14 protein-coding genes are annotated in these 14,555 nt (G+C 74.9%); 9 read left to right on the top strand and 5 right to left on the bottom strand.

The window, feature by feature from the left end; genetic code table 11:
• The first annotated feature begins 36 nt into the window (after positions 1-36).
• Together aceE and ACGFZL_RS00085 are read left to right on the top strand one after the other, a co-directional pair.
• A complete protein-coding gene (gene aceE / locus ACGFZL_RS00080) occupies positions 37-2,739 on the top strand; it encodes a pyruvate dehydrogenase (acetyl-transferring), homodimeric type (protein ID WP_393687709.1) in 2,703 nt (900 codons plus the stop codon).
• 56 nt (positions 2,740-2,795) lie between these two features.
• Entirely contained in the window at positions 2,796-3,770 is a 975-nt protein-coding gene (locus tag ACGFZL_RS00085; protein ID WP_393687711.1) for a helix-turn-helix transcriptional regulator, read from the top strand.
• A gap of 40 nt (positions 3,771-3,810) precedes the next feature.
• On the opposite strand, the gene ACGFZL_RS00090 is transcribed toward ACGFZL_RS00085, so the two are convergent.
• Positions 3,811-4,203 carry a hypothetical protein gene (locus ACGFZL_RS00090; protein ID WP_355166861.1) on the bottom strand — a complete coding sequence of 131 codons (393 nt, stop codon included), beginning with the start codon at positions 4,201-4,203 and terminating at the stop codon, positions 3,811-3,813.
• A 151-nt stretch (positions 4,204-4,354) separates the two neighbouring features.
• Between ACGFZL_RS00090 and ACGFZL_RS00095 the strand changes: the two genes are divergently transcribed.
• Complete coding sequence (locus ACGFZL_RS00095) at positions 4,355-4,876, top strand: DUF4240 domain-containing protein (protein WP_393688633.1); 522 nt, start codon at positions 4,355-4,357, stop codon at positions 4,874-4,876.
• A 6-nt stretch (positions 4,877-4,882) separates the two neighbouring features.
• Here ACGFZL_RS00095 and ACGFZL_RS00100 read toward each other — a convergent pair whose 3' ends face one another.
• On the bottom strand, positions 4,883-5,683 hold the full coding sequence (locus tag ACGFZL_RS00100; protein ID WP_393687713.1) for a peptidoglycan recognition protein: 801 nt from the start codon (positions 5,681-5,683) through the stop codon (positions 4,883-4,885).
• Between the two features lie 71 nt (positions 5,684-5,754).
• A complete protein-coding gene (locus ACGFZL_RS00105) occupies positions 5,755-6,246 on the bottom strand; it encodes a GNAT family N-acetyltransferase (protein ID WP_393687715.1) in 492 nt (163 codons plus the stop codon).
• Positions 6,247-6,318: 72 nt separating this feature from the next.
• Between ACGFZL_RS00105 and ACGFZL_RS00110 the strand changes: the two genes are divergently transcribed.
• Together ACGFZL_RS00110 and ACGFZL_RS00115 are read left to right on the top strand one after the other, a co-directional pair.
• A complete protein-coding gene (locus tag ACGFZL_RS00110) occupies positions 6,319-7,215 on the top strand; it encodes a TIGR01777 family oxidoreductase (protein ID WP_355166855.1) in 897 nt (298 codons plus the stop codon).
• 192 nt (positions 7,216-7,407) lie between these two features.
• The gene (locus ACGFZL_RS00115; protein ID WP_393687718.1) at positions 7,408-9,087 is read left to right on the top strand and encodes an FAD-dependent oxidoreductase; all 1,680 of its coding nucleotides are present in this window, start codon (positions 7,408-7,410) and stop codon (positions 9,085-9,087) included.
• Positions 9,088-9,093: 6 nt separating this feature from the next.
• On the opposite strand, the gene ACGFZL_RS00120 is transcribed toward ACGFZL_RS00115, so the two are convergent.
• Positions 9,094-10,581, bottom strand: a complete 1,488-nt coding sequence (locus ACGFZL_RS00120) for a regulator (RefSeq protein WP_393687720.1) — start codon at positions 10,579-10,581, stop codon at positions 9,094-9,096.
• Positions 10,582-10,794: 213 nt separating this feature from the next.
• On the opposite strand from ACGFZL_RS00120, the gene lipB reads away from it, so the two are divergent.
• The 4 genes from lipB (at position 10,795) to ACGFZL_RS00140 (ending at position 13,865) form a co-directional block, all read left to right on the top strand.
• Entirely contained in the window at positions 10,795-11,595 is an 801-nt protein-coding gene (lipB, locus tag ACGFZL_RS00125) for a lipoyl(octanoyl) transferase LipB (protein WP_393687722.1), read from the top strand.
• Positions 11,596-11,706: 111 nt separating this feature from the next.
• Entirely contained in the window at positions 11,707-12,684 is a 978-nt protein-coding gene (gene lipA / locus ACGFZL_RS00130) for a lipoyl synthase (RefSeq protein WP_393687724.1), read from the top strand.
• A 215-nt stretch (positions 12,685-12,899) separates the two neighbouring features.
• Positions 12,900-13,115 carry a hypothetical protein gene (locus ACGFZL_RS00135; protein WP_355166845.1) on the top strand — a complete coding sequence of 72 codons (216 nt, stop codon included), beginning with the start codon at positions 12,900-12,902 and terminating at the stop codon, positions 13,113-13,115.
• A gap of 45 nt (positions 13,116-13,160) precedes the next feature.
• Positions 13,161-13,865, top strand: coding sequence for a DUF4191 domain-containing protein (locus ACGFZL_RS00140; RefSeq protein ID WP_355166843.1), 705 nt, complete (start codon positions 13,161-13,163; stop codon positions 13,863-13,865).
• A gap of 82 nt (positions 13,866-13,947) precedes the next feature.
• On the opposite strand, the gene ACGFZL_RS00145 is transcribed toward ACGFZL_RS00140, so the two are convergent.
• Positions 13,948-14,418, bottom strand: a complete 471-nt coding sequence (locus tag ACGFZL_RS00145; protein WP_393687726.1) for an RDD family protein — start codon at positions 14,416-14,418, stop codon at positions 13,948-13,950.
• Positions 14,419-14,555 lie beyond the last annotated feature (137 nt).

The following is a 14,555-nucleotide window of genomic DNA, read 5'->3' on the forward strand; positions in this document are numbered from 1 at the left end:
CTTAGGGCAACCCCTTCGACTGAGGAAGGCGGCGACATGACCGACCCCAAGGCCATCCAGCCGAGCGAGCTCGACCAGCTCCCGGACCGCGATCCGGAGGAGACCGCCGAATGGCGGGCCTCCCTGGACGCCGTCACGAAGGCGGCCGGGCCGCACCGTGCCGCGTACCTGATGCGCCGCACGCTGGAGCGCGCCGAGGGCGCCGGCGTGGCGCTGCCGAAGCTCCTGGAGACGGACTACGTCAACACCATCCCGACCGGCGCCGAGCCGGCCGTGGACGGTGACGAGGAGCTCGAGCAGCGGATCACCGCCTGGAACCGCTGGAACGCCGCGGCGATGGTGACCCGCGGCAGCAAGCACGGCGTCGGCGGCCACATCGCCACCTTCGCCTCCGCGGCCTGGCTCTACGAGACCGGCTTCAACCACTTCTTCCGCGGCAAGGAGGGCGACGGCTCGGGCGACCAGCTCTACGTCCAGGGCCACGCCTCCCCCGGCATCTACGCCCGCGCCTTCCTGGACGGCCGGCTGGACGAGTCCCACCTGGACAACTTCCGCCGCGAGGCCGGCGGCAACGGACTGCCGTCCTACCCGCACCCGCGCCGGCTGCCCTGGCTGTGGGAGTTCCCGACGGTGTCCATGGGCCTCGGCCCGATCTCCGCGATCTACCAGGCGCGGTTCAACCGCTACCTGACCAGCCGCGGCATCAAGGACGTCTCCGAGTCGCACGTCTGGGCGTTCCTCGGCGACGGCGAGATGGACGAGCCGGAGTCGACCACCGCGCTCACGCTCGCCTCCCGCGAGGGCCTGGACAACCTGACCTTCGTCATCAACTGCAACCTGCAGCGCCTCGACGGCCCGGTCCGCGCCAACTTCAAGATCGTGCAGGAGCTGGAGGCCCAGTTCCGCGGCGCCGGCTGGAACGTCGTCAAGACGCTGTGGGGCACCGCCTGGGACGAGCTGTTCCAGCTCGACACCACCGGCGCCCTGGTACGCCGGCTGCGCGAGGTACCGGACGCGCAGGTGCAGACGTACCAGACGCGCGACGCGGCCTACATCCGCGAGGACTTCTTCGGCAAGGACCCGGCGCTCGCCGAGATGGCGAAGCTGCTGTCCGACGACAAGATCCTCGAGTGCTTCCACTTCTCGCGCGGCGGCCACGAGGCCCGCAAGGTCTACGCCGCGTACAAGGCGGCGCTGGCCCACAAGGGCGCGCCGACCGTGATCCTGGCCCAGACGGTCAAGGGCCACACCCTCGGCGAGGGCTTCGCGTCCAAGAACGCCAACCACCAGATGAAGAAGCTGACGGTGGACGAGTTCAAGGGCATGCGCGACCTGCTCGGCCTGCCGATCAAGGACAGCGACTTCGTCGACGGCGTGGTCCCCTACGGCCACCCCGGCGCCGACTCCCCCGAGGTCCGCTACCTCCAGGAGCGCCGCGCGGCGCTCGGCGGCCCGGCCCCGGCCCGCCGCCTGCACCCGGTCGGCCCGCTGCCCGCCCCGGCGGACAAGGCGTTCGCCGCCTTCGACAAGGGCTCGGGCTCGCAGAGCGTGGCGACCACCATGGCCTTCGTCCGCCTGGTCAAGGACCTGGTCCGCGACAAGGAGACCGGCAAGCGCTGGGTGCCGATCGTCCCCGACGAGGCGCGCACCTTCGGCATGGAGTCGCTCTTCCCGTCGCTCGGGATCTACTCCCCCAAGGGCCAGACGTACGAGCCGGTCGACCGCGACCAGCTGATGTACTACAAGGAGGCCAAGAACGGCCAGATCCTCAACGAGGGGATCACCGAGGCCGGTTCGATGGCCGACTTCATCGCCGCCGCGTCGTCGTACGCGACGCACGGCGAGGCGATGATCCCGTTCTACATCTTCTACTCGATGTTCGGCTGGCAGCGCACCGCCGACCAGATGTGGCAGCTCGGCGACCAGCTCGGCCGTGGCTTCCTGGTCGGCGCCACGGCCGGCCGCACCACGCTGACCGGCGAGGGCCTCCAGCACGCGGACGGCCACTCCCCGGCCATCGCGGCGACCAACCCGGCGGCGCTGACGTACGACCCGGCCTTCGCCTACGAGGTCGCGGCGATCGTCAAGGAGGGTCTGCGCCGGATGTACGGCGAGGCGGCGCCCGGCGAGGACCAGGACGTCTTCTACTACCTCACCGTCTACAACGAGCCGATGCCGCAGCCGGCCAAGCCGTCCGCGCCCGGCGTCGACCAGGGCATCGTCAAGGGCCTGTACCGCTTCAACACCGCGGAGTCGGCGGGCCTGACCCCGGCGGCGAACGCCCCGCGTCTCCAGCTGCTCGGCTCGGGCACGGCGATCCACTGGGCGCTGAAGGCGCAGAAGCTGCTCGCCGAGGAGTGGGGCGTGGCCGCCGACGTGTGGTCCGCGACGTCCTGGACGGAGCTGCGGCGCGACGCGCTGGACGCCGACGCGGCCCTGCTGCGCGGCGAGGAGCGGGTGCCGTTCGTCCGCCAGGCGCTCCAGGGCGCCGAGGGCCCGGTCCTCGCGGTCTCCGACTACATGCGCCAGGTCCCCGACCAGATCGCGCAGTGGGTCGAGCAGGACTGGTCCTCGCTGGGCGCCGACGGCTTCGGCCTGTCGGACACCCGGGAGGCCGCCCGCCGCCACTTCGGCGTCGACGCGGAGTCCATCGTGGTCGCGGCCCTCGCCCAGCTCGCCAAGCGCGGCGAGGTGCAGGCGGCGTCCGTGAAGGAGGCGCGCGAGCGCTACGGTCTCTGAGACCTGTGCAGGAGGCCCCCCGCCGGTGGCGGGGGGCCTCCTGCATGATGTGGACCATGCGCGCTGCCCGGTTGATCAAGATGGTGCTGCTGCTCCAGTCCCGGCCGTCGATGACCGCCGCCGAGCTGGCCCGGGAGCTGGAGGTCTCGGAGCGCACCGTGACCCGGGACGCGCAGGCGCTGTCCGAGGCGGGCGTGCCGGTGTACGCGGAGCGCGGCCGGGCCGGCGGGTACCGGCTGGTCGGCGGCTACCGCACCCGGCTGACCGGCCTGGCCCGCGGCGAGGCGGAGGCGCTGTTCCTGTCCGGGGTGCCGGGGGCGCTGCGCGAGATGGGCCTGGAGGACGCGGCCTCGGCGGCCCGCCTGAAGGTCTCCGCCGCGCTGCTGCCCTCGCTGCGGGACGCCTCCCGCACGGCGGCCCAGCGCTTCCACCTGGACGCCCCGAACTGGTTCCGCGAGCCGGAGACGCCCGCGCTGCTGCCGGCGGTCGCCGACGCGGTGTGGGACGACCGCCGGGTCGCCGCCCGCTATCTGCGGGGCGGGGAGGAGGTCGTGCGGGAGCTGGAGCCGTACGGGCTCGTCCTGAAGGCGGGTGTCTGGTACCTGTGCGCCCGCGCGGCGGACGCCGGCTCCTTCCGGGTCTACCGCATCGACCGCTTCACCTCGGTCGACCCCGGCGAGGAGCGCTTCACCCGGGTCGAGGACTTCGACCTGCCCGCCTTCTGGGCCGAGCGCGCCGAGCAGTTCGCCCGCTCCATCCTGCGGGCCGAGGTGACGGTCCGCCTCTCCCCCGAGGGCGCCCGCGTCCTGCCGCACGTGGTGGGCGCGGTCCCGGCCGAGGAGTCCCTCGCCGCGGCGCCGGACCCCGGCCCGGACGGCTGGCTCACGGTCACCCTGCCGGTGGAGTCCGAGGAGGTCGCGCACTCCCACCTGACCGCCCTGGGCGCGGAGGTGGAGGTGCTGGCCCCCGAGGCGCTGCGCGCCCGCATGGCGTCGGCGGCGCGGCGGCTCGGGGGCATGTACGGGGTCTGAGCCCGGCCCCGGAGGGCCCGCTACGGCTGACGTGTGGCCGTCACGACTGACGTGTGGCCGTGTCGATCACCGCGGTGACCACCATCGTCCCGGCGAGACTGCCCAGCGCGACCAGGCCGACGCCGATGGCGAAGAGGCCGCTGGAGTCGTCCGACCAGTCGGCGAAGGCGGCGGCGGTCAGGCCGGCCGAGGTGCCGAGCACGGCGGCCACGAAGTGGTGCCGGTAGGCGGTCCAGGCCACCGCCGCCAGCAGGGTCAGCACCAGGCCGGCCACCTGCCAGCCGGCGTACGGGCCGGTCTCGCTGCCGTCGGGGTGGGTGTCGCGGTGCTGGTCCCAGCCCAGCCAGGCCGCCCACAGGGCCGCCGACACGACGGCCAGGGCGGGGATCGACAGCAGGTGCAGGGCGGGTTTCGTCCATTGCTCTCGGCGCATGACTCCAGGGTCGCCGGGCCCCCGGGCCCCGGCCAGGGCCCGGGTACTCAGGTTGATCTGAGTACCCGGGCCCGCTCCCCCGTCTGCCTCCATAACGATCCGCCCCACTCCGCGTGCGTACGGCCCGCCGAGGCCCGATGCTGGACCCGTGATGGACGAGACGGAGTTCTGGGAGCTGATCGACACCGCCCGCCGGGCCGCCGACGGCGACCCCGAGGACCAGGCCGACCTGCTCACCGAGCGGCTGCTCGACCTGGACCCGGACATGGTCCTGGACTTCGCCCGCCACTTCGAGGCCCGCTACAACCGGGCCTGCACCTGGGACCTGTGGGCCGCCGCCTGGATCCTGCTCGGCGGGGCGAGCGACGACGCCTTCGACGCCTTCCGCTGCTGGCTGATCGGCCAGGGCCGCGAGGTCTACGAGGGCGCCGTGCACGAGCCCGACGCGCTCGCCGAGCTGCTCGACGACTTCGACGAGGAGCTGGACGGCGACGGCGAGGAGATCGGCTACGCGGCCGACGAGGCGTACGAGCAGCTCACCGGCACCGTCACGCCCGAACTGGGCATCTCCCCCGCCCCGGCCGAGCCGCTGGGCGCCCCGGTCGACCTGGAGGACGACAGCGCCCTGGCGGCGCGGCTGCCCCGGCTGTGGGAGCGGTTCGGGGACGGCTGACGGCGCTCAGGGGCGGCCCTGGAGGCGCGCGGCGACCTCTCTGATGTGCGGGAGGCGGGCGCTGAGGGCCGCGCCCGGGCAGTCGGTCTGGTAGCCGTCGCCGTGGCCCGCGAGGGCGGGCAGCGTGGCGGTGGCGCCGGCCGCGAACCGGCTCAGGCCGTTGCTGGAGACCAGGCGCACCCGCCCGCGGGGGTCGGTGTCGGTGGTGCCGAGCTTCCAGGCGGCCACCGCGGCGATGGCGTCGGTCAGCGCCTTCGGCACCGGCACCCCGGCGGTGAAGGTGCCCAGGGCCGCGATGCCGGCGGTGCGGTGGTTGAACCCCTGGGTGTGGGCGCCGGTGACGGCCCGGTCGATGCCGCCGGCCCGGCCCTCGTAGATCGTGCCGCAGCGGTCGACGACGAAGTTGTACCCGATGTCGTCCCAGTCCCGGGCGCCGGTCTGGCCCTGGTAGACACCGCGCAGGACGGCGGGCGTGTCGGCGCAGTCGTAGTCGTTGGGGGTGTCGGTGTGGTGCACGAAGACGGCGTGCACGGAGTCGTCGTAGCGCGGCGGGGGCTGCTTGCGGGCGGCGTCGCCCAGCCAGGCCGAGCGGGGCACGACGGGCGGGCGGGGCGCGCGGTGGCCGGCGGCGGGCCGTGCGGCGGCGGTGGTGCGGGTGCGGTCCACCGCGTGTTCCACCCCGGCGGCGCACAGCCCGAGCGCGGCGACGGCGGCGAGCCCCGGCAGGCAGGCGAGCAGCACGAGGGCGGCCCCCCGGGCGCGGGCGGCGCCGCGCCCCCGCGTTCCCCGTCCTCCCGAGACCGACATGTCCCCACTGTCCGCCGCCCGCGCCCGGTGCGCGACGCGTGCTGTGCCACCCGGTGGAACCGGGGGCCCGCTCAGGGGTGCAGCCGCTGCCCCATCAGGACGTCGTCCACGTACTCCCCGGCGAGGTGGAACTCCTCCGGCTGGACGCCCTCGACGACGAAGCCCTCCGACTCGTAGAGCTTGCGGGCCGCCGTGTTGTGGCCCAGTACGCGCAGCGTGATGCGGCGGGCGCCCAGCCGGCGGGCCTCGGCGACGGCGGCGCGGACCAGGGCGCGGCCGACGCCCCTGCCGCGGGCGGTGTCGGAGACGGCGAGGCCGCGGATCTGGCGGACGTGGGTGTTGGAGGCCAGGGGGGTGGGGAAGCCGAGGCGGACGTAGCCGACGGGTGTGCCGTCGACCTCCGCGACCAGGTGGTCCGCGGGGCTCGCGTGCTCGCGGAAGAAGGGCTCGTCGGGCTCCGGCCGGGGCGAGACGGCGTGCAGGGGGGACCAGGTCTCCGCGTCGAGCCGGCGCAGCGGCCCGTCGTCGTCGTACCGGCCGGGACGTATGTGTGCTGCGGACATGGCGGTCACTGTACGACGCGGTCCGGGCGCCGGGTCACGGGATTTCGCGGCGGTGCCGGGCAGGATGAGTCCATGGAACGAATCGCGGTGGCCGGCGCGTCCGGCGTCATCGGCAGCGCCCTGGTGCGGTCCCTGGAGACCGACGGACACGACGTGGTGCGGCTGGTCCGACGGCCGCCCCAGGGGGCCTCCGAGGTCCGCTGGGACCCCGAGGCGGGGCGGGTGGACGCGGCGGGCCTGGCCGGCTGCACGGCGGTGGTCAACCTGGCCGGGGCGGGCATCGGGGACCGCCGCTGGTCGGAGGCGTACAAGACACGGATCCGGGCCAGCCGGGTGCACGGCACGACGGCGCTCGCGGAGGCGCTGGCCGCCATCGAGCCGGACCTGCGGCCACGGGTGCTCCTCAACGGCAGCGCCATCGGCTACTACGGCGACACCGGCGACCGGCAGGTGGACGAGGGCGCCCCGGCGGGCGAGGGCTTCCTGCCGTCGGTGTGCGTGGAGTGGGAGGCCGCGGCGGCGCCGGCCCGGGAGGCGGGGGTGCGCACGGTGTTCGCCCGCACCGGGCTGGTCGTCTCGTCCAAGGGCGGCGCCTGGGGGCGGCTGATGCCGCTGTTCCGGGCGGGATTGGGCGGCCGGCTCGGGGACGGCTCGCAGTACTGGTCGTTCGTGGCGCTGCACGACGAGGTGGCGGCGCTGCGGCACCTCCTCGAGCGCGCCGACCTGTCCGGGCCCTTCAACCTGACGGCCCCGCACCCGGTGACGAACCGTGAGGTGACCGCGGCCATGGGGCGGGTGCTGCACCGGCCGACGCCGTTCCCGGTGCCCGCCCCGGTGCTGCGGGCCGCGCTCGGGGAGATGGCGGGCGACGTGCTGGGCAGCCAGCGGGTGGTGCCGGCCCGGCTGGAGGAGTCGGGGTTCCGGTTCGCGTTCCCGGAGATCGACGGGGCGATCCGCGCGGCGCTGTGACGCGCCGGGGCGATCCGCGCGATCGGGGGCGACCGTTTCGCGTCCGCATGCGACCGCTGTGCGACCGTGCTCTGCTCCCGCGCGACTGACGAAGACCGGTCACCGCCCTAACCTCGTGCCGAACTCGGGTATCCCTCAAGCCGGTCGGGGGCATGACGTCCCCAGCGACCGCGCAACCCCTAGGAGGGGCACGTGCACGAGCACCAGGCGGACGTCGTCGTCGTGGGGGCCGGGATCGCCGGACTCGCCGCGGCGCATCGGCTGACCAGCGCAGGAGTGCGGACCGTGGTCCTGGAGGCCGCCCACGGGGTGGGCGGCCGGATGACCACCGAGAAGGTCGACGGCTTCCGGCTCGACCGGATCGGCCACCTGCTGTCCACGGCCCACCCCGAACTGCACCGCGTCCCCGCCCTGGACGGCCTGGCGGTGCTGCCCTTCGCGCCCGGCGTCCTGCTGCACGGCGAGGGCCGCCACCACCGCGTGGGCGCCCCCGCGGGCACGGGGGGCGCACGGGGCGCACGAGGGGCGCTGCACGCCGTGCGGGCCCTGGCGGGCGCGCCCCGGCCGGGTCCCGCGGGAGCGCTCCCGGCCGCGCGGCACCCGGCCCCGGTGCTCCCCGGGCCGGGGTGGACACCGGGCCGGGTCCTGGGCTGGGCCCCGGGCCGCATCCCGGGACGGGCCCCGGCCCGGGTCCCGGGCCGGACGCCGGGGTGGGCACCGGGCCGGGCCCCGACGGGGGGATCCGGCGGCACGCCCGTGGGGGGATCGGGCGGAACCCCGGTAGGCGGATCCGGCGGAACCCCGGTGGGGGAACCCGGCAGGACCCCTGCGGGGGAACCCGGCAGGACCCCCGCATGGGCACCTGGCCGGACCTCCGGGCGGGGAACCGTCGGCCTCGCGTCCGTGCCCCGCGCCCGGGCCGCCGCCCCGCTCGGCACCGCCGTCGACCAGGCACGGCTCGGCGCCGCCCTGGCCCGGCTCGCGCACACGCCGGTGGAGCGGCTGCTCGCCCGCCCCGAACTGCCCGCCGCGCGGGCGCTGGCGGCGCGCGGGCTGCCCGCCCGCACCGTCGACGGCTTCCTGCGCCCGCTGCTCGCCGCCCTGCTGTGCGACCCGGACCTCACCACCTCCAGCCGGTGCGCCGACCTCGCACTGCGCGCCTTCGCGAGCGGGCGGCTCGGGCTGTCCGCCGGGGGCGCCGAGGCGCTGCCCCAGCTGCTGGCGCGCACCCTGCCGCCGGGCACCGTGCGCACCGGCGTGCGGGCCGTGTCGGTGGCGACCAACGCCGTGACCACGGCCGAGCACGGGGTCGTGCGGTGCCGGGCGGTGCTGGTGGCGACCGACGCCGGGGCCGCCGCCGAGCTGCTGCCCGGGCTGCGGGTGCCGGACTTCCACCCGGTGACAGTGGTGCACCACACCACCGACGAGCCGCCCGCCACCGGCGCCTGGCTGCTGCTCGACGCCGACCGCGGCGGCCCGGTCGCGCACACGGCGGTGGTCAGCGAGGTCGACCCGTCCCGCGCGCCGGCCGGCCGGGCCCTGGTCTCCTCCACCGTCCTCGGCCCGCCGCCGGCCGACGTGGACACCGCCGTGCGCGGCCACCTGGCCCGCCTCTACGGCACCCCGACCGCCCGCTGGGAGACCCTCGCCGTGCACCACACCGCCGAGGCGGTGCCGGTCATGCGTCCCCCGCACGACCCCCGGCGGCCGGTGCGTCTCCTCGCCGGCCTGTACGTCTGCGGCGACCACCGCGACACCAGCACCGTCCAGGGCGCCCTGCGCTCGGGGCGGCGGGCCTCGGCGGCGATCCTGGCCGACCTGGGCGCGGACCGTCCGATGCACACGGCGGACCCGCTGCCGACGGCCGCTTAGGGACGTCTACGGCAGCGCGGCGACCTTCTCCCGGTAGCCGCGCACCGGCGCCGCGTCCCGGTACGGCTCGAGGCGGCGCTCGAAGTCGCGGACGTACTCCGTCGCCCTGGCCGAGCGCATCTCGGCCGCCTGCCCGGCCGCGTCGGCGCCGAGCAGGCACGCCTGGTCGAGTTCGCCGAGGCCCAGCCGGGCGGTGGCGAGGACGACCTGGCAGAACAGGCGGCTGCGGGCGTAGCCGGGCGCGCGCAGCCGCAGCGAACGCTCGGCGTGCTGGGCGGCGGCGCGGAACTGCTGGAGGTCGCGGTGGCAGTGGCCGAACTCGTCGGCGAGCTGCGCCTCGTCGAAGAAGCGCGCCCAGTGCGGGACCTCGTCGCCCGGCCGGGCGGCGCCCAGCGCGCGCTCGGCCCGCACCAGCGCCGAGGTGCAGGCCCGCACCTCGCCGAGCACCCCGTGCGCCCGTGCCTCGGCGGCGTGCAGCAGGGCCTGCGCCACCGGCGGCGCGGCGGTGGCCATGCCCTGCTGGGCGACCCGGGCCAGCTGCACGGCCTCGCGCCCGTGCCCGAGGTAGACGGCCTGCCGGCTCATGGTGACCAGCACGTACGAGCCGAGGGCCCGGTCGCCCGCGGCCTGCGCGAGGCGCAGCGCCTGCACGAAGTAGCGCTGGGCGAGGCCGTGCGCCCCGATGTCGTACGAGGTCCAGCCGGCCAGCCGGGTCAGGTCGGCGGCGGCGGCGAACAGGCGCCGGCCGGTCTGCTCGCCGTAGCTGCCGCGCAGCATGGGCTCCAGCTCGTGCTCCAGGTAGCGGACCAGGGCCTGGCGGGCGTGGCCGCCGCCGTAGCGGTCGTCCAGGCCGCGGAACAGCTCGGCGACCGAGCGGAGCGCGGCGAGGTCGCCGCCGGTGACCTTCTGCCCGGGGCCGCGCTCGCCCGGGCCCGGCCGGCGGGCGGGGTCGTACGGGGCGGGGACCAGCGCGCCGCCCCGGCGGCCACGGCCCTGCGCGGGGACGCGGACGGGCGGCTCGGGGGGCGCGGCGCGGGCCACCTTGTCGTCGGCCCGGCCGATCAGCCAGTCCCGGCTGGGCACGACGAGGCCGGCCGGGCTGAAGGCGATGCGGCGCAGCTCGGCGTGGCTGCCGGAGTCCTTGCGCCACAGCGCGCCGACGATGTCGACGGCCTCCTCCGGGCCGGCGGCGAACTCCAGCCCCGCGTAGACGGGGGCGCAGGCCGCCATGCCGAGGTCCTCGGGGGTCAGCCGACGGCCCAGGCGCCGGGTGAACGCCTCGGCGATCAGGGCCGGCGCGGTGCCGCGCGGCTGCTGCCCGCGCAGCCAGCGGGTGACGGAGGTCTTGTCGTATCTCAGGTCCAGGCCGTGTTCCAGCCCGAGCTGGTCGACGCGACGGGCGAGACCCGCGTGGGAGAAGCCCGCCTCGGCGATGAGGGCGGCGAGCCGGCTGTTGGGGGTGCGGGTGCTGCGCTGCGCGGGTCGATCCGTCATGGTGCGGTGCGGTCTCCTGCTCTCCGGTGCTGCTCGGGCTCTTCGGGCGCGCGGACGGCGCGAATGTAGCGGGGAGTAAGCACCTCATCTCACCTTTCGCCCGGGATCCATCCGATCGGATGAGCATCGCCCGCCCGGCTGACGACGCGCGGGCGGTCGTACAGTGGCATGGGCACCGTTCGTGCCTGACGACCTTCCAGGGAGGCACGTGTCGTGAGTGAGCTGCGGTTCGTCCGGATGGGGTTCGGCGCCGAGCGCGTCGAGTACCAGGAGGCGTGGGACGAGCAGCGCCGCGTGCACGCCGCGCGGTTCGCCGACGAGGTCCCGGACACCGTGCTGCTCCTGGAGCACCCGCCGGTCTACACCGCGGGGCGCCGCACCGCCGAGAGCGAGCGCCCGCTGGACGGCACCCCGGTGATCGACGTGGACCGCGGCGGCAAGATCACCTGGCACGGCCCGGGCCAGCTGGTGGGCTATCCCATCCAGAAGCTGCCGCGCCCGGTGGACGTCGTGGCGCACGTGCGGCGCCTGGAGGAGGCGCTGATCCGCACCTGCGCGGAGTTCGGCCTCGCGACCACCCGCGTGGAGGGCCGCAGCGGGGTGTGGGTGCTCGGCGACCCGGTGGCGAGCCGGCCGGCGCTCGGCGGCCTCTCCCTGGACTTCGACCCGCGCCTGGCCGACGAGGAGTTCGACGCCCGGCTGAACGGGCCCGAGTACGCCCCGTCCAACGCGGGCCAGCGCCGCGAGGACCGCAAGATCGCGGCGATCGGCATCCGGGTGGCCAAGGGCGTGACCATGCACGGCTTCGCGCTCAACGTGAACCCGGACAACGTCTGGTTCGACCGGATCATCCCCTGCGGCATCCGCGACGCGGGCGTGACCTCGCTCGCGAACGAACTGGGCCGCAACGTGACGATCGAGGAGGTGCTGCCGGTGGTGGAACGCCGTCTGCGGGACGTCCTGGAGGGCGCGGAGCCGCAGCCGCGGGTGATCGAGAAAACGCCGGTGGCATAAACCACGCGCGTGCGGCGTTGACGGGACGGCAGGGCCCGCGCGCCCGCCGGCCGACAAATCAACGGGCGTACCCTGAAGAACGCCGAAGAATCAATCGCTAGGGAGCCGGTCGTGTCCGCAGTCGCACCCGACGGACGCAAGATGCTGCGCCTGGAGGTCCGCAACAGCCAGACCCCCATCGAGCGCAAGCCCGAGTGGATCAAGACCCGGGCGAAAATGGGCCCCGAGTACACCAAGATGCAGAACCTGGTGAAGGGCGAGGGCCTGCACACGGTCTGCCAGGAAGCCGGCTGCCCCAACATCTACGAGTGCTGGGAGGACCGCGAGGCGACCTTCCTCATCGGCGGCGACCAGTGCACCCGGCGCTGCGACTTCTGCCAGATCGACACCGGCAAGCCCGAGGCGCTCGACCGCGACGAGCCGCGCCGGGTGGGCGAGTCCGTGGTCACCATGGACCTGAACTACGCCACCATCACCGGCGTCGCCCGCGACGACCTCCCCGACGGCGGCGCCTGGCTGTACGCGGAGACCGTGCGCCAGATCCACCAGCAGACCGCGGACCGCGAGGCCGGCCGCACCAAGGTCGAGCTGCTCGCCCCCGACTTCAACGCGGTCCCCGAGCTGCTCGCCGAGGTCTTCGCCTCCCGCCCGGAGGTCTTCGCGCACAACGTCGAGACCGTCCCGCGGATCTTCAAGCGCATCCGTCCCGGCTTCCGCTACGACCGCTCCCTGCAGGTGATCACCGCGGCCCGCGACTACGGCCTGGTGACCAAGTCCAACCTGATCCTCGGCATGGGCGAGACCCGCGAGGAGATCAGCGAGGCGCTGACCCAGCTGCACGAGGCCGGCTGCGAGCTGATCACCATCACGCAGTACCTGCGGCCCTCGGTGCGCCACCACCCCGTGGAGCGCTGGGTGAAGCCGGCCGAGTTCGTGGAACTGAAGGAGGAGGCCGAGGAGATCGGCTTCTCCGGCGTCATGTCCGGACCGCTGGTGCGCTCCTCGTACCGCGCCGGGCGGCTGTACGGGATGGCGATGGAGCAGCGCACGCAGGCGTCCGCCCCGGCGGTGGCGCCCGCCGCCGTGTGAATTCACGCACAAGGCCCTACCGGGCGGTAGCGGCCGCGGGTCCGCGGCCCCGGCCCGTCCCCGCAGTTGGGGGCGCGACCGGGGCCGCGGCCGCGTGCGGGGGCGCCCGCATCGCGGCTTCATGTCCGTTTGACCCGCGGGTCACGCGCTGGTAACACCAGTCAGTGACCCTGGACTCACGCCACGTGCACCCGCACCGAGGGGGGACCTCCGCCATGCAGCAGGCCGCGCCCGTCGCGCCCGTACGCGCCACCGCCATCCCGTCGTTCACCGACGCCCTGCGGGCCGTCGAGTCGCTGCTGCTGAGCAGCGGCCAGCGCACCGCTCGGCGCAACGCCTGGAACTCCGTCCTGGAGGACCGCCGGCGCGCCAAGGACCGCGTCGAGAGCGAGCGCGTGCTCGGCCAGGCGGCGGTCGCCGGCCGCCCCTGACCACCGCCGTCGTGAGCGCCTCCGGGGGCACGTAGACTTCACGGCATGGCGAGGAAGGAACCCGCGGCGGACGCCGCGAACCCCGGGCGACTGAAGCAGATCGCTCTGACCTACAAGATGACCCGCAAGGCCGACAAGAAGATCGGTCTTGTGCTCGCGGCTGTCGGCATCGTCGTCCTCGGTGTCTTCCTCGCGATCGGCTTCTTGATCGGTCACCCCATCTATCTCGGCATCCTGGGCCTGCTGCTCGCCTTCCTCGCGATGGCGATCGTCTTCGGGCGCCGGGCCGAGCGGGCGGCCTTCGGGCAGATGGAGGGACAGCCGGGCGCGGCGGCGGCCGTGCTCGACAACGTCGGCCGGGGCTGGACGACGACGCCCGCGGTGGCGATGAACCGCAACCAGGACGTGGTGCACCGCGCGGTCGGCAAGGCCGGCATCGTGCTGGTCGCCGAGGGCAACCCGAACCGGGTGAAGTCCCTGCTCGCGGCCGAGAAGCGGAAGATGAACCGCATCGTGGCCGACGTCCCGGTGCACGACCTGATCGTGGGCACCGGCGAGGGCCAGGTGGAGCTGAAGAAGCTGCGCACCACCATGCTGAAGCTGCCCCGCGTGCTGTCCGGACCGCAGGTGACGGTCACCAACGACCGGCTGCGCGCCCTGGGCGACCTGATGAGCAACATGCCGCTGCCGAAGGGCCCGATGCCCAAGGGCATGCGGATGCCCCGCGGCGGCAACCCGCGCCAGCGCTGACGCCTTCGGCTCATACGGCGAGGGGCGCCCGGAGTGATTCCGGGCGCCCCTCGCCGTATGCGGCATACGACGTCGGCACGTACTAGATCCGCACCTCCACCGTGCGCGCCAGTCGGTCGTGCAGGCCGCGGCCGTCGCGGTCCCAGATCAGCGCGGGGATCGCGAGGCACAGCAGCACCGAGCGGAGCAGGGCGCGCAGCGGGCTGACCCGGCCGGTGCCCAGCTCCACCACGCGCAGGCGCAGCAGGCGCTTGCCGGGGGTGAAGCCGACCGTGCCTAGGGTGAGCACGCTCAGCACGAAGAAGATCAGCAGGGTCCAGTTGCCGGTCGCGCCGGGGTCGTAGCCGCGGGTGACCAGACCGTATGCGATCAGGAAGCACAGGCCCCAGTCGACGGCCAGCGCGCCGATGCGCCGCCCCGGGCGGGCGACGGAGCCCGGTCCGTCCTCGGGGAGGCCGAGCTGTTTGCCGCGGTAGCCGAAGTCGGCGCCGTCGCCCTCCATGGCCGCGCGGGGTCCGGAGAGCCACGATCCGAGTGCCTGCCTGTTGTCCACCCGACCACGGTACTGCGCCCGGCGCCCCGCGCCGCGGCCAGGGTGGGTCGGGGCTACGGTGGAGGGGCGGCCGGTTAACTTCTGCGAAACAAACGGGTCACGCCCGAGAAATCACCCGTCCCTAGGGTCGGGGGCAG

The organism is Streptomyces sp. NPDC048182 (assembly GCF_043202555.1).
Classification (GTDB): Bacteria; Actinomycetota; Actinomycetes; order Streptomycetales; family Streptomycetaceae; genus Streptomyces.